Source organism: Alcanivorax sp. NBRC 101098, from assembly GCF_001010505.1.
In the GTDB taxonomy this organism is placed as follows: domain Bacteria; phylum Pseudomonadota; class Gammaproteobacteria; order Pseudomonadales; family Alcanivoracaceae; genus Alcanivorax; species Alcanivorax borkumensis.
Genome location: NZ_AP014613.1, coordinates 896,750 through 917,268, shown reverse-complemented (window position 1 = coordinate 917,268; position 20,519 = coordinate 896,750). Strand labels below are relative to the sequence as shown.

At 54.9% G+C, this 20,519-nt stretch carries 21 protein-coding genes; 5 read left to right on the top strand and 16 right to left on the bottom strand.

Features of this window, described 5'->3' with window-relative positions:
- Nucleotides 1–8: 8 nt before the first annotated feature.
- From alaC to xerD, 3 genes are all read right to left on the bottom strand, one after another.
- A complete protein-coding gene (alaC, locus tag AS19_RS04265; RefSeq protein WP_035460794.1) occupies nucleotides 9–1,199 on the bottom strand; it encodes an alanine transaminase in 1,191 nt (396 codons plus the stop codon).
- Nucleotides 1,200–1,320: 121 nt separating this feature from the next.
- Nucleotides 1,321–2,064: a DsbC family protein gene (locus tag AS19_RS04260; RefSeq protein WP_011588088.1), complete on the bottom strand. Its 744-nt coding sequence runs from the start codon at nucleotides 2,062–2,064 to the stop codon at nucleotides 1,321–1,323.
- 45 nt (nucleotides 2,065–2,109) lie between these two features.
- Nucleotides 2,110–3,048 (bottom strand): site-specific tyrosine recombinase XerD, encoded by a 939-nt coding sequence (gene xerD / locus AS19_RS04255; protein WP_011588087.1) that lies wholly within the window; start codon nucleotides 3,046–3,048, stop codon nucleotides 2,110–2,112.
- A gap of 185 nt (nucleotides 3,049–3,233) precedes the next feature.
- Here xerD and AS19_RS04250 point away from each other — a divergent pair, with 185 nt between their 5' ends.
- Nucleotides 3,234–3,488, top strand: a complete 255-nt coding sequence (locus AS19_RS04250; protein ID WP_011588086.1) for a GlsB/YeaQ/YmgE family stress response membrane protein — start codon at nucleotides 3,234–3,236, stop codon at nucleotides 3,486–3,488.
- A gap of 345 nt (nucleotides 3,489–3,833) precedes the next feature.
- Here the strand turns inward: AS19_RS04250 and rplS are convergent, their stop codons facing one another.
- From rplS to ffh, 5 genes are all read right to left on the bottom strand, one after another.
- Nucleotides 3,834–4,190 (bottom strand): 50S ribosomal protein L19, encoded by a 357-nt coding sequence (gene rplS / locus AS19_RS04245; RefSeq protein ID WP_011588085.1) that lies wholly within the window; start codon nucleotides 4,188–4,190, stop codon nucleotides 3,834–3,836.
- A gap of 10 nt (nucleotides 4,191–4,200) precedes the next feature.
- Nucleotides 4,201–4,998 (bottom strand): tRNA (guanosine(37)-N1)-methyltransferase TrmD, encoded by a 798-nt coding sequence (gene trmD / locus AS19_RS04240; RefSeq protein WP_011588084.1) that lies wholly within the window; start codon nucleotides 4,996–4,998, stop codon nucleotides 4,201–4,203.
- Nucleotides 4,999–5,589, bottom strand: coding sequence for a ribosome maturation factor RimM (gene rimM / locus AS19_RS04235; protein ID WP_011588083.1), 591 nt, complete (start codon nucleotides 5,587–5,589; stop codon nucleotides 4,999–5,001).
- Complete coding sequence (gene rpsP / locus AS19_RS04230) at nucleotides 5,589–5,837, bottom strand: 30S ribosomal protein S16 (protein ID WP_011588082.1); 249 nt, start codon at nucleotides 5,835–5,837, stop codon at nucleotides 5,589–5,591. Before rpsP ends, rimM begins: the two co-directional genes overlap by 1 nt.
- Before the next feature lie 378 nt (nucleotides 5,838–6,215).
- Complete coding sequence (ffh, locus tag AS19_RS04225) at nucleotides 6,216–7,622, bottom strand: signal recognition particle protein (RefSeq protein ID WP_046961733.1); 1,407 nt, start codon at nucleotides 7,620–7,622, stop codon at nucleotides 6,216–6,218.
- Between the two features lie 229 nt (nucleotides 7,623–7,851).
- Between ffh and AS19_RS04220 the strand changes: the two genes are divergently transcribed.
- Together AS19_RS04220 and AS19_RS04215 are read left to right on the top strand one after the other, a co-directional pair.
- Complete coding sequence (locus tag AS19_RS04220) at nucleotides 7,852–8,652, top strand: inner membrane protein YpjD (protein WP_046961732.1); 801 nt, start codon at nucleotides 7,852–7,854, stop codon at nucleotides 8,650–8,652.
- 175 nt (nucleotides 8,653–8,827) lie between these two features.
- Nucleotides 8,828–10,090 carry an HlyC/CorC family transporter gene (locus tag AS19_RS04215; protein ID WP_046961731.1) on the top strand — a complete coding sequence of 421 codons (1,263 nt, stop codon included), beginning with the start codon at nucleotides 8,828–8,830 and terminating at the stop codon, nucleotides 10,088–10,090.
- A gap of 79 nt (nucleotides 10,091–10,169) precedes the next feature.
- Here the strand turns inward: AS19_RS04215 and rssA are convergent, their stop codons facing one another.
- From rssA to AS19_RS04195, 4 genes are read right to left on the bottom strand one after another with little or no spacing between them, the layout of a single operon-like run.
- Nucleotides 10,170–11,099, bottom strand: coding sequence for a patatin-like phospholipase RssA (gene rssA, locus AS19_RS04210; RefSeq protein WP_011588078.1), 930 nt, complete (start codon nucleotides 11,097–11,099; stop codon nucleotides 10,170–10,172).
- Nucleotides 11,096–11,305 carry a DUF1289 domain-containing protein gene (locus tag AS19_RS04205; RefSeq protein ID WP_011588077.1) on the bottom strand — a complete coding sequence of 70 codons (210 nt, stop codon included), beginning with the start codon at nucleotides 11,303–11,305 and terminating at the stop codon, nucleotides 11,096–11,098. Before AS19_RS04205 ends, rssA begins: the two co-directional genes overlap by 4 nt.
- A complete protein-coding gene (locus AS19_RS04200; RefSeq protein WP_035460797.1) occupies nucleotides 11,298–11,834 on the bottom strand; it encodes a gamma carbonic anhydrase family protein in 537 nt (178 codons plus the stop codon). Before AS19_RS04200 ends, AS19_RS04205 begins: the two co-directional genes overlap by 8 nt.
- A 34-nt stretch (nucleotides 11,835–11,868) precedes the next feature.
- On the bottom strand, nucleotides 11,869–12,441 hold the full coding sequence (locus tag AS19_RS04195) for a CoA pyrophosphatase (protein ID WP_035460800.1): 573 nt from the start codon (nucleotides 12,439–12,441) through the stop codon (nucleotides 11,869–11,871).
- Nucleotides 12,442–12,794: 353 nt separating this feature from the next.
- On the opposite strand from AS19_RS04195, the gene AS19_RS04190 reads away from it, so the two are divergent.
- Nucleotides 12,795–13,073 (top strand): hypothetical protein, encoded by a 279-nt coding sequence (locus AS19_RS04190; protein ID WP_144412624.1) that lies wholly within the window; start codon nucleotides 12,795–12,797, stop codon nucleotides 13,071–13,073.
- A gap of 71 nt (nucleotides 13,074–13,144) precedes the next feature.
- On the opposite strand, the gene AS19_RS04185 is transcribed toward AS19_RS04190, so the two are convergent.
- Complete coding sequence (locus AS19_RS04185) at nucleotides 13,145–13,807, bottom strand: helix-turn-helix transcriptional regulator (protein WP_231860969.1); 663 nt, start codon at nucleotides 13,805–13,807, stop codon at nucleotides 13,145–13,147.
- A gap of 337 nt (nucleotides 13,808–14,144) precedes the next feature.
- Here AS19_RS04185 and AS19_RS04180 point away from each other — a divergent pair, with 337 nt between their 5' ends.
- Nucleotides 14,145–14,702: an NUDIX hydrolase gene (locus tag AS19_RS04180; RefSeq protein ID WP_011588072.1), complete on the top strand. Its 558-nt coding sequence runs from the start codon at nucleotides 14,145–14,147 to the stop codon at nucleotides 14,700–14,702.
- A gap of 17 nt (nucleotides 14,703–14,719) precedes the next feature.
- Here the strand turns inward: AS19_RS04180 and AS19_RS04175 are convergent, their stop codons facing one another.
- The 3 genes from AS19_RS04175 to purL all read right to left on the bottom strand — a co-directional run bounded on the left by AS19_RS04175 (nucleotide 14,720) and on the right by purL (nucleotide 20,153).
- On the bottom strand, nucleotides 14,720–15,055 hold the full coding sequence (locus AS19_RS04175) for an NGG1p interacting factor 3 protein, NIF3 (protein WP_046962276.1): 336 nt from the start codon (nucleotides 15,053–15,055) through the stop codon (nucleotides 14,720–14,722).
- A 101-nt stretch (nucleotides 15,056–15,156) separates the two neighbouring features.
- The gene (locus tag AS19_RS04170) at nucleotides 15,157–15,849 is read right to left on the bottom strand and encodes a PaaI family thioesterase (protein WP_011588070.1); all 693 of its coding nucleotides are present in this window, start codon (nucleotides 15,847–15,849) and stop codon (nucleotides 15,157–15,159) included.
- 398 nt (nucleotides 15,850–16,247) lie between these two features.
- The gene (purL, locus tag AS19_RS04165; protein ID WP_011588069.1) at nucleotides 16,248–20,153 is read right to left on the bottom strand and encodes a phosphoribosylformylglycinamidine synthase; all 3,906 of its coding nucleotides are present in this window, start codon (nucleotides 20,151–20,153) and stop codon (nucleotides 16,248–16,250) included.
- Nucleotides 20,154–20,519: the final 366 nt, after the last annotated feature.

Sequence of the window (20,519 nt, the reverse complement as noted above, 5' to 3'; positions counted from 1 at the left end):
GCATCCTGTTAGTCCAGCAACCCATCCTGACGGAACATCTTTTTGATGCCGCGCATGGCCTGCCGGGTACGTTGTTCGTTTTCAATCAGTGCAAAGCGCACATGATCATCGCCATAATCACCAAAACCCACGCCTGGCGACACTGCTACACCGGCTTCGATAAGCAGTTTCTTGGAAAACTCCAGCGAGCCCATGGCCCGATAGGGTTCCGGAATTTCCGCCCAAACAAACATGGTGGCGCGGGGTTTTTCAACCGGCCAACCAATGTCGCCCAAGCCTTCTACCAATACATCCCGCCGTTGACGGTACATCTCGCAGATTTCCGCAACACAACTCTGGTCCCCTTCGAGGGCCGCGATAGCCGCCACCTGGATCGGCGTAAAAGTACCGTAGTCCATGTACGATTTGATCCGGGCTAGGGCATGGATCAAGTCTTTGTTGCCGCAACAGAAACCCACCCGCCAACCAGGCATGTTGTAACTTTTGGATAGGGAAAAGAACTCCACCGCCACATCCTTGGCTCCCTCTACCTGAAGAATGGACGGTGCTTTGTAGCCATCGAACACGATATCTGCATAGGCGATATCGTGCACCACCCAAATCTGATGCTCACGGGCGATAGCGACCACTTTCTCGAAGAATTCCAGCTCCACGCACTGCGCGGTGGGATTGCCAGGAAAATTGAGCACCAACATTTTCGGCTTGGGCCAAGATTCCTTGATCGCCCGCTCCAACTCGACAAAGAAATCCACGCCCTTAACCATAGGGACATGGCGGATATCCGCGTTGGAAATCACAAAGCCGTAGGGATGGATCGGGTAGCTAGGGTTCGGCACCAATACCGTATCGCCTGGGCCCATCGTAGCCAGCGCCAAGTGCGCCAACCCCTCTTTGGAGCCGATGGTAACAATAGCTTCGGATTCCGGATCCAGATCCACCTCATATCGGCGCTGATACCAATCTGTCATCGCCTTGCGTAAGCGAGGAATACCACGTGACTGCGAATAACGGTGGGTATCTCCTCGTTGGGCGGTCTCTGTGAGCTTATCGACAATGTGCTTCGGTGTGGGCTGATCCGGGTTACCCATGCTGAAATCGATAATATCCTCACCCCGTGCTCGCGCGGCTGCCTTCATCTCTCCAACAATGTTGAAGACATAGGGAGGCAAACGACGGATTCGCTGGAAATCAGTTTCCACGACAACACCTTGGGTGGGAATAAAAGAAGGCGGACACATTAACGGCGCAGCTCGGCGCCGTCAATGTATCCGCCCTGTGTTTACAGCAGCAAACCGCCGTAATACGGGGGGTTCAGACTGATCAGTTCAGTCGCTTGAGCAAATCTTTCGGTGGTAAATACCCCCCCAGTTGCTTGCCCTCAGAGGTATAGATTGCCGGTGTACCACGCACCCCAAATTTCAAGCCCAATGGGTATTGCTCATCCACTGGCTTGGCACACTCACCCAGCTCGGCATCGCTAACCTTTTCGTTGAGCTTGGCATCGGTCAGTGCTTGAAGGCGATCTTCTGCGCACCAGATATGGCGCATGGCCGCTGCCGCCTTGGTGGTAGGGCCACCACGAGGGAAGGCCAGGTAATGGACAGTCACGCCCGAGTCCATGTATTCCTCAATATGGCGGTGCAATTTACGGCAATATCCGCAGGTAATATCAGTGAACACATACACTTCTGCTGTCTCTTCAGGCGCCACGTAAGAGATCATGTCGTCCTTGTTTAACGTCTTGATGCCGTCGGCGCGAACTTTTTCTAGTCGCTGCTCGGCCGGGTTGATCACCTCCCCGTCTTTTAGCTCCAGCAACTTACCGACCATCACAAAGCGGCCATTCTCACTCATATAAACGGTTTCACCACCGTTCACTTCAAGCTCAAGCATGCCCGCCATGGGGGCAGCGCGCACATCACTGACTTCAACCCCGTCAAAAGCGTTCTCGAACGCCGCTTTGGCTTGATCACCATCGATTTCGGCGTTCCCTTTATTACCTTCAGAACTGGCCCCACAGGCGGTCATCAGCCCCAATAATACAAACAGCAAACCTTTTTTCATTGTGTCGTTACTCCTTCTCTTAACCGTAAGAACCCGCCAACAGGCTCAAGTTCCCGATCGAGGGTGATGTTTCTGGTATACGTCTTGTAACCGCTGCTGCGCCACATGGGTATAAATTTGCGTGGTCGAGAGATCCGAATGGCCCAACAACAATTGCACCACCCGCAAATCTGCACCGTGATTCAACAAGTGAGTGGCAAAAGCATGCCGCAGTGTATGGGGAGAGAGCTTTTTTTGCACCCCTGCGACCACTGCTAGCTGCTTGATTCGATGCCAGAATGTCTGTCGGGTCATGCAGGTGCCACGGCGGCTGGGAAACAGTAGCTCCTGGTTGCCAGGCGTTGCAGCCCCCCCCATCAGCAACGCCCGTCCTTCACGCAGATAACGCTCCAGCCAGTGCAGTGCCTCTTCGCCCAACGGCACCAAGCGTTCCTTGTCGCCCTTGCCTATCACACGAATCACGCCTTGGCGGGGGTTTACCTGACTTTGCGTCAACGTCACCAATTCAGTGACCCGTAAGCCGGTGGCGTACAACACCTCCAGCATGGCCCGGTCGCGCAACCCTAAGGGGGTGGACAGGTCCGGCGCCGCCAACAGCGCCTCCACATCCGCTTCGCTCAGCGTTTTCGGTAACGGCCGCCCCAGTTTGGGACGCTCAATCAGCAGGGCAGGATCTTCACTAATACGCCCTTCGCGCTTAAGCCAACGGTAAAAGCTTTTCACCGCAGACAACTGACGAGCCACTGAGCGGGCACTGAGGCCCTGCTGGTGCCGGTAGGCCAAAAACTCCAGCAGTTGATAACGCTCGCAACCGAGCAGGGCTACCCGCTGCCCTTGCAACCAGCAAGCCAACTGGCTGAGGTCGCGACGATAATTAGACAAACTATGCTCACTCAGTCCTTTTTCCAGCCACTGCTGATCCAGCCAGCTATCAATCAGCCGGCGGTGGTCCTCGGTGAGCTGTCCATCGATTGCCGTTACCATGACGCCATCAAGCCTTATGCAAAAAGAGAAAACAACGTGTTACGCGGGCATTACCATGGATATCCGTGGGCGGTTTTACTAAATATTACCCCCACACCCGGCCATGTTAACGACAAACCCTGCCATTAAAGGCAACAATGGAGACGAGCAACATTGATTAGAAACCGTTACCAAGGAGAGCAATCGTGGGAATTTTATCTTGGATCGTATTCGGTCTTATCGCCGGTATCATTGCTAAATGGATTATGCCTGGAAAGGATCCGGGCGGCTTCATTGTCACCACCCTAATCGGTATCGCGGGTGCTGTGGTCGGTGGCTGGCTAGGCTCCATCACTGGCCTAGGCGGTTCGGTCAGCGGGTTCAGCCTAGGCAGCTTTGTCACCGCCATTATCGGTGCATTGGTACTGCTGGCTCTGTACCGGCAGATGAAAAAGTTTTAGCAAACAGCTGCAAGCCGCACGAGGATCCAAGCTCCTGCTTAGCACAAAAAGCAGGGGGTTCGCGCTGTAATCAAAATGAGGCAGAGTCCCTTGTAGAATCAACGCTCACCGAAACCCAGGCACCGCGTTTAATGCAACTGCAAAGCGGCTCCTGCGTTGCAGCTTTGTGGCTTGGAGTTGTCGCTCTTTGCGGATATTTAAGCCGCAGAGCGGACCCAAAAAAGCCGCTTCCTTTACGGGAAGCGGCTTTTTTGTTGGAGCAATCTACCGGGCCAGAGGTTGATTTCGCATGCCCTACAGCAAAGGCTAAACCAACATTCACTCGCGGTAGAAGGAATCCGCAATCTACCGGATTTTTTCTTTGATCCGTGCAGACTTGCCTGAGCGATCACGCAGGTAGTAAAGCTTAGCGCGGCTAACATCACCACGACGATTCACTTCGATGGAATCGATCAGCGGGCTATGCAGCTGGAATACACGCTCAACACCGACACCGTGGGAGATTTTACGCACAGTGAAAGCAGAGTTCAGCCCACGGTTACGACGAGCGATAACCACACCCTGGAACGCCTGCAGACGCTCGCGGGTACCTTCCTTTACTTTCACTTGCACGGTAACAGTGTCACCGGCACTGAATTCCGGAAGTTCGGACTTCAGCTGGGCTTCTTCGATGCCCTGGATAATAAGGTTCTTGCCACTCATGGCAGTGCTCCTAATCAGTAGTTTTTGCTGTATGCGACGGCTGCTCGGCGATGTATTCGTCCAGCAGCTGTTGCTCTTCTTTGCTCAAGCCCCGCGCCCGGCGGGCCTCCAGCAGGTCTGGACGCTGTTGCCAGGTCCGTCCCAACGCCTGCTTAAGGCGCCAGCGGCGAATCAGTTCATGATTGCCGCTGAGCAGTACCGGTGGCACTGCCTGCTCGCCATACACCTCCGGGCGGGTGTAGTGCGGGCAATCGAGCAAGTTTTCGAATTCACCCGAAAAAGAGTCCTGCTCGGCGGAGTCTTGGTGACCCAACACTCCGGGTATCAATCGGCTAACCGCATCGATCAGCACCAGCGCTGGCAATTCACCACCGCTGAGTACGTAGTCGCCGATGGAAATTTGCTCATCCACCTCGGCATCGAGCAAACGCTCGTCTACGCCTTCATAGCGCCCGGCCAGCAATATTAGGCCAGGCTGTTCCGCTAACGCCGTGGCCTTGGCCTGGGTTAACGGCTGCCCCTGAGGGGACAGGTAAATCACTTTGGCTGCCGGGTTGGCGACGCGTGCAGCCTGTAAGGCTTTCGCCAGCGGCTCCACTTTCATCACCATGCCAGGGCCGCCCCCAAAAGGGCGATCATCCACGGTACGGTGGCGGTCTTCGGTGAAGTCCCGAGGGTTCACCGTTTCCACCTGCAGCTGACCATTATCGACAGCCCGCCGAGTAACGCCAAAGCCAGTAATCGCTTGTGCCATCTCCGGAAACAACGTTACCAGAGTGACGGCAAACGTAGGCTTCGTCGTCATCATTTAAAAGTCCGGATCCCAATCCACCGTCATTTCGCCGTCTTCTAGGCTAATCGCAGTGATCACGTCCTCCGGAAGCCAAGGAATCAGACGCTCACGCCGATCCAGGCTATTGCGGTCCCCACGCACCACGACCACGTCATTGGCACCGGTTTCCACCATGCGCGTCACGCTGCCCAGGTCCATGCCATTCACATGTTTTACCCGTAGGCCAATCAAGTCGCGCCAATAATACTCACCCTGGCCTGATTGCGGCAGCAAATCGGCAGGTACGCCGATATCCTGCCCCACCAAGGCCGCCGCAGCTTCCCGGTCGGATACGCCTTCCAGTTGCGCGATCAACCCTTTCCCTTGAGGCCGAAAGCCGGTCACTTTCACCGGTTTCCATGTTCCAGCAGCGCTAGAACCGCCTGAGTTCAGGGCGCCCTGTTTCAGGTGCCAGGGCTGGTACTGCTGGAGGTTGACCATGGGGTCGGTATAGGAATACACCTTTACCCACCCCTTGACGCCGTGCACCCCAAGGATGCGGCCGACTACCACCAGCTGGGAGGACGCGCCCCCTTCAGCCGAAGAGGATTGTCCTCGCTCTGCCATCAGGCTGCCTTACGGGCCTGTTTGGCAAGGGTCTTAACACGGTCAGACAGCTGTGCACCCTTAGCAACCCAGGCATCCAGGCTTTCTAAGTTCAGCTTGAGAGGGATTTCACCGCCACGGGCGATGGGGTTGTAGAAACCCAGTTGCTCGATAAAACGACCATCACGTGCGTAACGGCTATCTGCAACAACGATGCTATAGAACGGGCGCTTCTTGGAACCGCCGCGAGCGAGACGAATAACTACCATGGTTTACTTACCTTATTTATCAATCCGGTTTCCCGGCCGAACCATCAACAAGACGCTCCGACCATCGTATCCGCTTGAAAGCCACCCGTGAGAAACACGCAGAGGCCGCGAAGGGCGCGAATTATACAGGGAGTCGGAGCAGGCAACAAGCACCACACTCCGTGCATTTTCATGCGCTTGTGAAAACACCTTTTTGAGTGCAGGCCTCTCGTAGCGAGAACCTGTACCGCAGGGCGGTCAAGCATTGCCGGGCTTAACAGGAGAGACCGTGCTGCATAGCGTTCAGACTACCTCGCACCCCAAACGCAACGCGGGCAGAGGGGTAGACCTTGCCGCCCGCTCTGCCCGCGCTCTACAGCTTGCGCCTTGACGCTGTTCCTACATCGGCGGCATGCCACCTGGGCCACCCATGCCGCCACCGGGGCCGCCTTGGCCTCCCCCTCCCATCATACCTTCCATACCCCGCATCATGTTCTTCATGCCACCCTTGGTACGCATCTTCTTCATCATCTTGGCCATCATTTTTTGCTGCTTGATGAGACGATTCAGGTCCTGAATTTCCAGGCCGGCACCGGCGACAATACGTTTCTTACGTGACCCTTTGAGCAATTCCGGGTTGCGACGCTCTTTCGGCGTCATGGAATCGATCAACGCTTCCATGTGCTTCATTTGCTTCATGGCAGCCGGATCTTGGGCTGCTTCCATCATCCCGCCCATGCCCGGCAGCTTGTCGAGCAGGCCGGCCATACCGCCCATATTACGCATCTGTTGGAACTGGTCCTTCAGATCCTCGAAGTCCATCGCCTTGCCTTTCTTGAACTTCTTGGCGATTTTTTCGGCTTTCTTTTTGTCCAGCTTGCGCTCGGCTTCTTCCACCAAGGACAACACATCGCCCATGCCGAGGATCCGGCTGGCAATACGATCCGGGTGAAACGGCTCCAAGGCATCAGTTTTCTCACCCATGCCGATAAACTTGATGGGCTTACCAGTAAGCTGGCGTACGGACAGCGCAGCACCACCGCGGGAGTCACCATCGGCCTTGGTAAGGATCACACCGGTGAGAGGCAAAGCCTCATTGAAAGCCTGGGCGGTATTCGCCGCATCTTGACCCGTCATGGCATCGACCACGAACAGGGTTTCCACCGGGCTAATAGCGCCGTGTAGACGCTTAATTTCGCTCATCATGTCTTCATCGACATGGAGACGACCAGCGGTATCAACGATCAGCACGTCCATATAGCGACGACGGGCTTCATCCAGCGCCGCATTGGCAATATCCACCGGATCCTGATCGCTGGAAGACGGGAAGAAGTGAGTCTCCACCTCACCAGCCAAGGTTTTCAGCTGCTCAATAGCCGCCGGGCGGTAAACATCCGCAGACACCACCATGACCTTCTTCTTCTCCCGCTCTTGCAGGAAGCGCGCAAGCTTGGCTACGGACGTGGTTTTACCTGCCCCCTGCAAACCCGCCATCAAAATAATGGCTGGAGGCTTAGTAGCCAAATCCAGACCATCATTGGCGTCGCCCATGGTATGGACAAGCTCGTCGTTGACGATCTTTACGAACGCTTGGCCAGGGTTCAGGCTCTGCAACACTTCCTGCCCCAAGGCTTTTTCTTTTACCTGCTCGACAAACTCTTTCACCACCGGCAAGGCCACGTCGGCCTCCAGCAGTGCCTTGCGCACTTCGCGCAGGGTGTCGCGGATATTGTCTTCGGTCAGGGAACCCTGACCTGCCAGGCTTTTAAGCGACGATCCCAACCGATCGGTGAGATTCTCGAACATGGGTCTACCTCCAAATGCACCATGTCTGCGGCCAGGCATGCCTGCCGCAGTGACAGGGGCGCAATTATAGCCCTCCTTGGGCATCAACGTCATGGGGCACGACCGTAACACACTCATCCGAACACAAAATGAGAATGATTGTTGATAGACAACTGGCGCCTATGCCAGACTTCAGCGGGCTTGGTCCGGAATTTTATACCCGGGCGCCTACTTCGGATAACAACGGCTTATGAACTTTTCCGTGATCACCGGCTTCGCGGCGTTTATTTTGTATCTCACCGCCTGCCTGATCCTGTATCGACAATTTCGCGGCAAGACCGTGCCATCCCGGGCCAGCATCCTGATCCCCGGCACATTGGCCGTGATTGCCCATGGAGCCAGTCTTTGGCAGGTGATGATCACCGACGAAGGGCTGCAGCTAGGGTTGTTCCCCATTGCCTCCGCCACAGCCGTGACGGGTGCCGCCGTGGTGCTTGCGTCTAGCCTGTATCGTCCTTTCGAGTGGATATCCGCTCTCGTGTACCCGTTTGCGGCGGCTACCATTCCCGCCATGCTATGGGTAAACACGGGCTATACCGCTCACCCACTAACCCACGGGCTTGGCGCCCACGTGCTGCTTTCCATTATTGCTTACGCAATACTGGCCTTAGCCGCGTGCCAGTCGATTCTGCTTTGGGTGCAGGATCGGCAGCTTAAAAATGGCCACATCCGGGGGGTAATGCGCGTATTCCCGCCCATCCAGGTCATGGAATCCATGTTATTTGAAGCCATTTGGCTGGGCGAGATCCTACTCACCATCGCCATACTCAGCGGCTTCCTTTACGTAGATAATTTATTTGCTCAGCATCTGATGCATAAAACAGTGCTGACGCTCATATCCTGGGTAGTGTTCGCTATTCTACTTGGCGGTCGTCATCTACGCGGCTGGCGAGGGCACACAGCCATTCGCTTCACTCTTAGCGGTTTTGCCATGTTGCTAGTCGCCTTCTTCGGCAGCCAACTAGTTCTAGAATTCATATTGAAACGCTGAAAACGATAAAAAGTTGTGCCGCCAAAGGGGAAGAGTGCGGCGGCGGCCGCAGCAACGGGCTAAGGCCGTGCCCACGGTTCCACTTTTAACTTCCAACTCGCTCCCGCTTTCCTTGACACCTCAACCCCTCGGCCCGAACAATAGCGGGCCGACTGGCGGATAAACGATATTTCCTTTGGATACCTACTCTGACGGGTTGCTGATTAGCGCCCTGGTTATTCTCATTCTTGTTTCTGCTTTTTTTTCTAGTAGTGAAACCGGCATGGTGGCGATCAATCGTTACCGGCTTCGGCATTTGGCCCGCCAAGGTCAAAAAGCGGCCAAACGGGTCGAAACCCTGCTCAAACGAACAGACCGTCTGTTGTCTGTCATTCTGATCGGCAACAATTTCGTCAATAACTTTGCCGCTACCGTAGCCGCTATTTTGGCCATCCGCTGGTTAGGCGACAGCGGCGCAGCAGTGGCCCCGGTGGTAATCACCATCATCATGTTGGTGTTCGCGGAAATCACCCCAAAGACCTATGCTGCCATGCGCCCAGAGCGGGTAGCCTTTCCCGCCAGCCTGATCCTTAAGCCTTTGCAGGTTGTGCTCGCGCCCCTGGTATGGATGGTGAACGGAGTTAGCAGCATGCTACTACGGTTGGGCGGCATTCGCCCCAACGAGCATGATGACGACCACCTCAGCCCAGAAGAGCTGCGCACCGTGGTGAATGAAGCCGGCGGCCTAATCCCAGAAAATCATCAGAAAATGTTGCTTAACATTCTTGATCTGGAAACTGTCACCGTGGAGGACATTATGGTCCCCCGTAACGAGATGGTGGGAATCGATCTGGATGATGACATGCACGACATCCTCACCACTCTGCGCTCCAGTCAGCACACTCGTTTACCCGTATTCAACGGCGACCCGAACAATATGATCGGCCTATTACACCTGCGTAAATTGAGCCGTTTACTGCTCAAGGAGGAAATCAACAAGGCCGAGCTAATGCAGTACACCGTCGAGCCTTACTTCGTCCCGGAAGCGACCTCCCTGCACCAGCAATTAATCAATTTCCAGAATGCCAAGCGCCGCATCGGCATAGTCGTAGATGAATACGGAGACGTACACGGCCTGGTCACCCTGGAAGATATTCTCGAAGAAATTGTCGGCGAATTTACCACCGACCTGGCCGCCACCAGCCAGGACATTCACCCACAGGAAGACGGCAGCTACGTGATTGATGGCTCCTCTACCTTGCGAGACATTAACCGCGCCTTGCAATGGGAACTCCCCACTGATGGCCCAAAGACGTTGAACGGCCTGATTCTGGAGTACCTTCAGGACATTCCCGACGCCAACATCTCGGTAAGAATCGACCGGTACCTGATTGAAATCTTGCAAGTGAAAGACAATATGGTGAAGGCTGTGAGAGCGAGGAGGGCAGAAGTTAATTAATCACTACGGATGGATAATTGATTACTGTGCGAGAAGCGCAGGCGGAACGCCAACGCCAGCCCTCAATTATCCAGCAGCTTCAAACTCTGTCCGCGATCGGCGAACCCACCCAAGCGAGAATATCGGCTTCATAGCGTTTAACCAGCGCACGCCCTTCTGCTATCGCTTCCTTCGCGCGGTGGAAGTCCATCAGCGCAAAATCTTCCAGCATTGGCACCAGTGTCACCTCTGGTGGGTCGCCAGCCATACGCGAGCGGGTAATACGGTCCTGCATGATATTGATACTAGACGCCACTACATCAAAAAACCCCGGGTCCTGACCATCGCCTGAGGCAAAATAATCCATCATTTTTTGCCAGATGCTGCGCTCTTCAGCGGTGCTCTCTTCACCCTCTGCCTGGCTACGAGTGTCCCGTGACAGGTGAGCGCCCACCAGCTGAGCATTCAAGTTTACCGCGATCACAACATCTGCACCCATGGCTCGAGCCGCAGAAACAGGTACGGGGTTAACCAAACCGCCATCGAGCATCCAGCGCCCCTGCATCTTCACCGGAGAAAACAGGCCAGGCAAAGCACAAGAAGCCCGTGCAGCATCCAACATGCGCCCTTTGGTTATCCAAACTTCGCGGCCGCTGGCCATGTCCGTGGCAACGGTGACCAACTTCTTATCCAGGGTTTCTATTTCGGGATTATCGTGGTTGTTCTGGAAAAAGCTAAACAGCTTCTCCCCCTTCACCATACCTCCGGAAAAGCTGATATCCAGCAAACCAAATACATCTTTCACCGTCAGGGACTCGACCCAATCGGCAAAGGCGTTGAGCGAACCGGTGACATAAGCGCCGCCCACCAAGGCGCCAATAGAGGTACCTGCCACCACCTGAGGATGAACGCCGATCTCATCCAGCGCCTGAATAACGCCAATATGTGCCCACCCCCTGGCCGAGCCACTGCCTAACGCCAAGCCGACAACAGGCTGGACGGGCTCTTGGCTACCCATCTCGGTCGTCATTTATCGTTCTCCTTACGCACTACGCAGGGGGCTGGCTCGCCATTCATGCGCTGATCAATACGGCGAAACACTTCTCGCTTTTCATCATCCGAGAGCAACCCCCAGATGGAAATCTCTCCACCGGTACGAAAACAGCCCACACAGATATCATCTTCATCCAATGCGCAAATCGACACACACGGCGACACTAGCTGTCTTTCAGTCATGGAACCGCTCGTCCACCTCCAGGTGCTGAGCAAACTCTTTCGCGTGGGCCACATAGTGCATGCTGCCCATGGTCAACATAGCCTTATGCCCCTCACCAATTTCTTTCACTACCTTGGCAGGTGACCCCATAACCAAGGAGTTGTCGGGAATTTTCATGCCTTCCGGCACGAGGGAGTTCGCGCCAATGATACAGTTATTGCCAATGACCGCTTTGTTGAGCACCACCGCATTGATACCGATCAGGCTGTTATTACCCACCGTACAGCCATGCAACATGACTTTGTGCCCCACCGTCACATCCTTGCCCAGTTTCATGGGCACACCCGGGTCCACGTGCAATACAGCACCGTCCTGAATATTGGTATTCTCACCAATTTCTATGACATCGTTATCCGCTCGCAGCACCGCGTTGAACCAAATACTGCTGTTGGCTTCCATGATCACCGAGCCGATGACGGTGGCGTTATCCGCTATCCAGTGGCCACCACCACGTTGCTCTAAGCGACGCTCACCAATCTTATAAATCATGCCTTTCCCCTTTTTACTGATACCCAGCGGCGGGTTATTTCACTTCGAACTCAATGCCTGCGTCATAAACATGGTTGATCAAGTCCAGAATCATGAAGGCGGTTAGGCCCCAAATACGCTTGTCTTCATAGTAATAGCTGGGAATACGAAACTGGCGACCAAACACATCGATAGGGCTGGAAAGCTCTGGTATCTCATCCAGGAAAAACTGCAAGGGAACCTGAAAAATCGTGTCAATCTCACCGGGCTCCGCTTGCAGCTCCACGTCAGGACGAACAATGCCCACAAAGGGCGTCACTTTCATACCATAACGGGACGCCAAGGGAGATAATTGCCCGAGCACATCCACATAATCCGGTGACAACCCAACTTCTTCTTCGCTTTCTCGCAAAGCGGTCATCAACAAATCTTTGTCGCCTGGATCCCGCTTGCCTCCAGGAAAGGCCACTTCGCCCGCATGAGTGGGCATGGAATTGGAGCGAACCGTCAGGATGATCTGGGGGTCAGGCACATCCACTAACGGCATTAAAACAGCGGCCTCAGGTAAGGCCAGGGACAATTCTGTGCGTCTGTAATCCGGCAAACGCTGCCTGAGCTGCTCAAGCACACCCTTCTCCAATTCACAAATTCAAACGCTAGTTTGAACAGCCCGGGCGCCCTGAGCAAGCCTTGTCAAAGCCCATTGCCGACCATCGGTCACAAACCCATCCCCCTTTTTGGGGCACGGTAAACTTTTGACTTACGCCAAACGAACTAACTGCTAACGGGCTCTCAACCCCCTACACCATACGCATCCCGCCATTTCCCCTGAAAACCAACTAACCAAAGTGCGCAATCGCTCCGCTTTCTATTACCCTATCGACTAGTAGAACGCTGATAAATTCGGCCCCAATGGCGAATTTCACTGCAGGAAAAATCGCGTAAAACTGAGCGCATGGGGTTTAATTATCAGGGATGAACATGATGACAGAGGACGCCACCGCTCGCCTTTTTCTTGCCGGACTCTTGTTGATTCTGATGGCACAGGCGAACGCTACCGACCTTTCATTTTTCAATGAAACACCCACGGGAAATAAAGCGGATATTACCCAACAGGGAAGGAGCGCCGCCACTCTTCAACGGGAGGAGCTAAGCCTTAGCGCCTCATGTCAGCAAAAGGATTACGCCAACCAGGCCGACATCATCCAGCTCAGCAGGGAAAACCTCGCGGTGGTGAGCCGATACGGTACTGGGATCTAAACGATGCCGGGATCTGCCAGAAAGGGGCCAATAACACAATCACGCCGGGGGGAGATGACGCTCACGCAGAATTACTCTCCGCTCTCTTCCAAGTGGTTTTCATGCACCCAACGCATCACGCCCACCCGGCTTTTCACCCCCACCTTGCGATACAGGCTTTGCAAATGCGCCTTCACCGTATGTGTGCTCAGGCAAATAGCATCAGCGATTTCGTGGTTGCTCATGCCTCGCACCACATGGTCCAGCATTTGCCTTTCACGGCTCGTGAGGCTTTCAAAGATATGCCCACACCGAGTCGGGGTTTTGCGGTGACGGACCAGATAATCCATGTAACTGCGCGGGAACCAGCTACGTCCCTTGCAGACCTCATCCAACGCCTTGGAAATAAGCGCGTCGCTATCCTGCTGGTAGATAACCCCTTTGACTACCGGCCAGTTAAGCAAGAAAAAAATATTATCGTCTCGATCTGCATTAACCAGAATTACCCGACACAGCGGCATGTGCTCCTGGATACGACCAAGCAACCCTTCGATTTCCGGGGTGGAAAAGTCCAGCACATTGATGAGAACCAAGTCATCCTGAATCTGATCACAGAAAAGATCTTCACTGCTGATTGCTGTGCAGGATACGCCACGCTGGTTTTCAATTGATTTCGCTAAAAGCCGGATTGCAAGATTGTTGCAATGCGAAACCACCAAATAGGTTTTACTCTCGTCACGGGTCCTGTGCGCCATCGACACATCCATATCAATGTACCCTCCCCAATCAATGCCCCTACCCCAAGTGCATAGCCAAGGGGCTAAGAAACGCCGCCATGCTACATTACCAAACGGGTCATGTCGCATGACTGGCTTCTATTAACCAAGATCGCTAGTCTATTGCCACCGTTTTCAAGAGCACCGGCTCTATCTGCGATATATTAAATATCTGCAAATTTGTGGCATACGTCACAAATAATGCCACTTTCATTTTCTACAGGCAATTGTCAAATCATTCATACCCCAAATGAATGGTTTGCGTTGAGGCGATATCTTCCGGGGCGTTAAACACCCCCCTCATAGTGAGTTTTTCATGAAATTCTGTAGCCATTGCGGCAACCCCAACCTGCAGTTCAGTATCCCTGAAGGGGACAACCGCCCCCGCTACTGGTGTCCGGATTGCGAGACGATCCATTATCAGAACCCCAAGATCGTGGTGGGTGCTGTGCCCATATGGGAAGGTAAAGTGCTGCTCTGCAAGCGCGCCATTGAGCCACGCAAAGGCTATTGGACGCTACCGGCTGGCTACATGGAAAATGGAGAAACGCTGCAGGAGGGTGCGGCCAGGGAAACGTGGGAGGAAGCCTGCGCCACGGTAGCCATTGGCGACTTGTATACAGTTTTCAATTTGCCGCATATCAATCAGGTGTATGTTTTCTTTCTTGGTGACGTGGAAGACGGTAAATACGGCGTCGGGGAAGAAAGCAGTGACGCCGGCCTCTTTTCCCTGGATGACATCCCTTGGGATGAACTGGCGTTTCCCACCATCGGCCGCACCTTGCGGTTTTATATCGACGACCTAGAGCGCAACGATTTCCCGGTTCGCACCCAAGACATCCAGCCGCTCAAACGCCGCCCCCAAGAGGAGTGACACGGCACCGGCCGCACTCAGTGTGTGCCGGGCAACCGCTCCAGTTTCCACAAGTCAATGGCAGGCTCTTCGTAGGGGTGGGACAGACGCAGAGCGCTAATCACCGCTTGCAGACACGACTCAAGGCAAAGCGTTTCCACCCGGTATTCTTCCACTACTTCCACCTGATCCTGCTCACCTAAAAAAGGCTTACTCCCTGGCAAGGGGCGAAATTGCCCCTGCCCCAAAGTTTGGAAGCTGCAACAGTCATAATCGCCCAAGTGTCCTGCTCCCGCTTCGAATATGGCAGTTTTCACCTGCTCAACATGGCTAACGGGCACATAGAAACACAGCTTGTAATGCAGCTCCTCCATTGTGGCCTCCTCGCGATTATCATTGGTTACGCCAAACGGCGCCCGCAAGTACAAACGGCAATCAATGCCGCGCAACTTACGCGCCAACACGGGTTCCAGCTTTACACTTTCAACTCACCACACTCCGGTTTCAACTCATATTCACCTTGGGCCGAAATCCAGACACCTTCTGCCGACACTGACTGCACGCCATTCACCCATACACTGCCTTCGCAGCGTAATTTACGGCGCTCTAAAGAAACCAACCGGGCCTCAAAATCCACTGGCGTGTTCAACGGAGTAGCCGCCAGATAGCGAATATTGAGAGTACCGGTCATGCCGAGCTGGCGAACATAATCCTGCGTCTTGGCCATCAACATATCCAATGCCAGTGCAAGCACGCCACCGTGCACCCGTCCTGGAGGTCCCTGAAACACCGAACCGAAAGTGGCCCGCCCGCGCACGCAGTCGCCATCCAGCCACAATTCCAACGGCGGCGAAAGCGGTGATGCCTTACCAGTAAGGATTTCAAAATCCACCAGATCGGTCACATCATCGCCACTTGCTTCCCCGGTCAGCATGCGCTGCAGAATCTGGTTGTAATCGCGCTGCCCTTCCTGCTGCAATGCCTGTCGCAATAGTTGCACCTGAGCAATGTAATCCTGCAACTTGGCCTGCGATGCATCCAGGCGTAGCACCTGTTCATTAAGGCCCGCGAGCTCCTGCCCCAGCTGACGATGCAGCTGAGCACGAGAGGAAGGCTCAGGCGTTTCCGCCACACGAATATCTCGAAAATGATAGGTGGTTTTCGTCATACGTTACCCCAAACTCTTAGGCATCAGCCAAATGCCTTGCGCGTGGACGGCCTGGATATCGCCATGCCAGCCAAGATAATTATACCCGCCTGTGCACGGATCAAACGCTCGGCCAGCTGCGCCTAGCCGCACTGATACGGCGGCACTGAAAAAATCGCTGGGCACAGGCCCGGTTTTGTAGGCCTCTTGCCGCTCCCTGGCCCCAAAGATTTTTTTCAGGCATGGAAATACAACGGGCTGAGGCTACGGGAAACTGACGGCAACACGCCATCAAACCATCGCTTGATTCTGAGCGGAGACAGGGACTGGCTCAAGGCCCGAACAGAACATAAAAAAGGCGGAAAGGGTCACCCCGTTTCCGCCTTCTACTCTTTTCACTTTAGCTTTTTAACCGATTTTCATCCTACCCATTTCCGGGCGTTGGCAAACATCCGCAACCAGGGGCCATTTTCGTGGCCGCGCCAGTCATCCGGAATCCAGCTATTTTGCAGCACACGGAACACCCGCTCGGGATGCGGCATCATAATAGTGACGCGGCCGTCAGTGGTGGTAAAACCGGTCACACCCTGTGGCGAACCATTGGGGTTGGCCGGGTATTGTTGCGCCGGATTCCCCAAGCCATCCACGTAACGCAGGCTCACCAGCCGCTGCTCGAGATTGCGATTCAATGCATCGTCCGCCAGCTCCACACGACCTTCCCCATGGGCTACCGCAATGGGAATTCGCGTACCGGCCATGCCTTGCAGCAGAATGGAGGGAGAGTCCTGCACTTCCACGAGGGATGTGCGCGCCTCGAACTGCTCTGACAGGTTGCGCACAAAACGCGGCCAGTGCTCAGCACCGGGAATCAAATCTTTCAAATGCGACAGCATCTGGCAGCCATTACAAACCCCAAGCGCAAAGGTGTCTTCACGGAAGAAGAAACGATTAAAAGCTTCACGCATCTCTTCGTTATAAAGCACCGTCTTGGCCCAGCCTCCGCCAGCACCTAGCACATCGCCGTAGGAGAAACCGCCACAGGCCACCAAGCCCTTGAAATCATCCAGCTTCACACGGCCTTCGAGCAAATCACTCATGTGCACATCAACGGCGGAGAAGCCCACACGATCAAACGCTGCAGCCATTTCCGTCTGACCATTAACGCCCTGCTCGCGCAGGATGGCCATTTGCGGTTTGCTGCCAGTATTGATGGAGGCAGAGCCAATAAACGGGGCTGCAGGGTTTTCCGTCATATCGAAGGTCAACCGCACGTTCAGGCCCGGGCCATTGCTATACGCAATGGCATCGAATTCCTGGCGAGCACAATCCGGGTTATCCCTCAAAGACTGAATCTGGTAGCTGGTTTCTGCCCAGATACGCTGCAACTCCCGGCGCGGGGTTTCCAGTAAAGTACCGCCGCCCAAGCGCAGACGGATAACATCGTCGCCATCCGGTTGGCCTAGACAATGAACACACTGGCCCAGCCCGGCTTCCGCATAGCGCGCTATCACCGCGTCAGCCTGGGCTTTTTCAACCTGCAGCACGGCGCCCAACTCTTCGCTAAACAGGGCCGCAATGGCTTCCGGCGTATCACCAGCCAGATGATCCAAGGTGATATCCAAACCTGTACGAGCAGCGAACGCCATTTCCACCAGTGTGGTGAACAGGCCGCCGTCGGAACGATCATGGTAAGCCAGCAGTTTGCGCTCAGCCAGCAACTGTTGAGTCACTTCGAAAAAGGCAATCAGGTCTTTGGCATCATCCAAGTCCGGGGCAATGTCACCGACCTTGCCGTACACTTGTGCGAGAGCAGAGCCAGCCATACGATTCTGGCCACGGCCCAGATCCAACAGCAGCAACTCACTCTCCACGCCAGTTTTCAGTTCCGGGGTCACCGTCAGGTCGATATCGGTGACCGTGGAAAATGCAGAAATCACTAGCGACATGGGCGCAGTCACACTTTTATCGATGCCCTTGTCGTTCCACACCGTACGCATGGATAGCGAGTCCTTACCCACCGGAATGGCAATGCCCAGCTGCGGGCATAGATCCATACCCACCGCTTTCACCGCATCAAACAAGGCCTGGTCTTCACCAGGGTGGCCCGCCGCTGCCATCCAGTTGGCCGACATACTAATCTGGCCCAGGTCGCCCAGGTGTGCACCGGCAATATTGGTGATTGATTCGGCCACCGCCATACGACCAGACGCCGCCGCATCCACCAATGCCACTGGGGTACGCTCCCCCATGGCCATGGCCTCGCCAGTGCTTTTGCCCTCTGCGTTGGGATTAAAACCGGTCGCGGTTACCGCACAATCAGCCACCGGCACCTGCCAAGGGCCAACCATTTGATCACGGTGCACCAGCCCGGTAATGGAGCGATCCCCGATGGTGATCAAGAAGCTCTTGGAGGCCACAGACGGCAAGCGTAAGACCCGCTCACTGGCATCCTTGAGGTCAATAGCTTCGGTGCTGAACGACTGGCGCACAAAGTCTTCGCGCTCGAAGCTGCGCAGCATTTTCGGCGGCTTGCCGAACAGCAGATCCATGGGCAGATCCACCGGCGCCTTGCCAAAATGTTCATCGCTGACGGTCAAGTGCTCTTCATCCGTCGCCTCACCCAGTACCGCATAGGGTGCGCGTTCACGCTGGCAGATGGCGTCGAAGCCGGGCACGTCTTCTGGCATCACCGCCAACACATACCGCTCCTGAGCCTCATTACACCAAATCTCTACCGGGCTCATACCGGGCTCAGAACTGGGCACCTTGCGCAACTCCAGCTTGGCACCCATATCATGGTCGTGTACCAGTTCAGGCAAGGCGTTGGACAAACCGCCAGCGCCCACATCGTGAATGGACACAATCGGGTTATCGTCCCCTTGAGCCCAGCAACGATCGATCACTTCCTGCACCCGCCGTTCGATTTCCGGGTTCTCACGTTGCACCGAGGCAAAATCTAGCGCTTCCGCAGACTGCCCCGAGGCCATGGAGCTCGCCGCCCCTCCCCCCAGCCCGATCAACATGGCCGGGCCACCCAACACAATAATCTTGGCACCGGCGGGAATGGGATTCTTTTCCACATGGCCGTCGCGAATGTTACCTAGGCCACCGGCGATCATAATTGGCTTGTGGTAGCCGCGCACCTCATCACCGTTAACGCCCGGAGCACTGATTTCCAGGGTGCGGAAATAACCACACAGGTTCGGACGGCCAAATTCATTATTAAAGGCCGCCGCACCAACCGGCCCTTCGATCATGATATCCAGCGCTGAGGCAATACGCCCAGGTTTGCCGTACGGTTGCTCCCAGGGCTGACCAAAACCGGGAATATTCAAGTTGGACACGGAAAAACCGTTTAGGCCAGCTTTGGGCTTAGAGCCACGACCTGTCGCTCCCTCATCACGGATTTCACCGCCAGAGCCGGTGGCCGCCCCCGGATGCGGTGCAATCGCCGTGGGATGATTGTGAGTCTCTACCTTCATCAACATATGTACCGGTTCGTTGACGAACTGATACTGCTGGCTGCCCGGCACCGGGAAAAAGCGGTCTGCCACCGGGCCGGCCACCACCGAGGAATTATCGCTGTAAGCGCTCAGCACCCCATCTGGTGAATGCTTGTAGGTATTACGGATCATCCCGAATAGGCTCAGATCTTGCTCTTCACCGTCAATAGTCCAATCCGCATTGAAAATCTTGTGGCGGCAGTGCTCGGAATTGGCTTGGGCAAACATCATCAGTTCCGCATCGGACGGGTTACGCCCCAACGCAATAAACTGCTCCACCAAGTATTCAACCTCATCCGCAGCCAGCGCCAGCCCCAACTCACCATTGGCGGTTTCCAGCGCCGCCCGGCCCCCGCCAAGAATATCCACGGTCGTCAATTCCCGTGGCTGGTGATGGGTAAACAAGGTGACGGCGGCATCCAGCTCGGGCAGCACCACTTCTACCATTCTGTCATGTAGGGCGGCAGCCAGAGTATCTCGATCACCTTCACCGTCCAGTCGATACTCAATCCCGCGCTCAATGCGCTCCACCTGAGTAAGGCCAGCGTTATGACAAATATCCGTTGCCTTGGAAGACCAAGGCGAAATGGTGCCTGGGCGCGGCACCACCACAAAACGCTGCCCCTCAACCTGGGCTTCTTCAACACTGGGGCCATACTCAAGCAAACCTTCCAGCACCTGGTGTTGTGCAGCATTGAGCGGCATCGACAACTCCACAAAATGCACATAGCGCGCCGACAAGGCCGATACGCCATTCAAGGACTCGAGCAGTTTTTCCTTACGAAATGCGGACAGGGCCGGGCTTCCGGAGAGGATCAGCATAGTGCGCCTTATATGATTACCAATGGGGATTGAGGGGTGCCAGATGTTCAAGGCATTTATTTAGGCTGGCAATGATACGGGATTTGCTCGCCGCTCGCAGCCTCTCAAGCCGCCCAATTGCAGCGCAAGGCAGTATACTTCTTGCTCGCTCTTACTCTGCTATCAAGCATGGACGAATCGCCCACACACAGCCCACGATATACAATTTAATGCTCACCTGTTAACCTCTAAAATTGTGCAAAAAAAGAGCAATTGTTCGACAAAGGCATACAGAACAGTCAGTTGCCGATGATAGAGTCGCGCCTCAATTTTGTGATATGGATCACAAATATGAGATCATAACGACAGCATCTAGTCTTCCGCTGA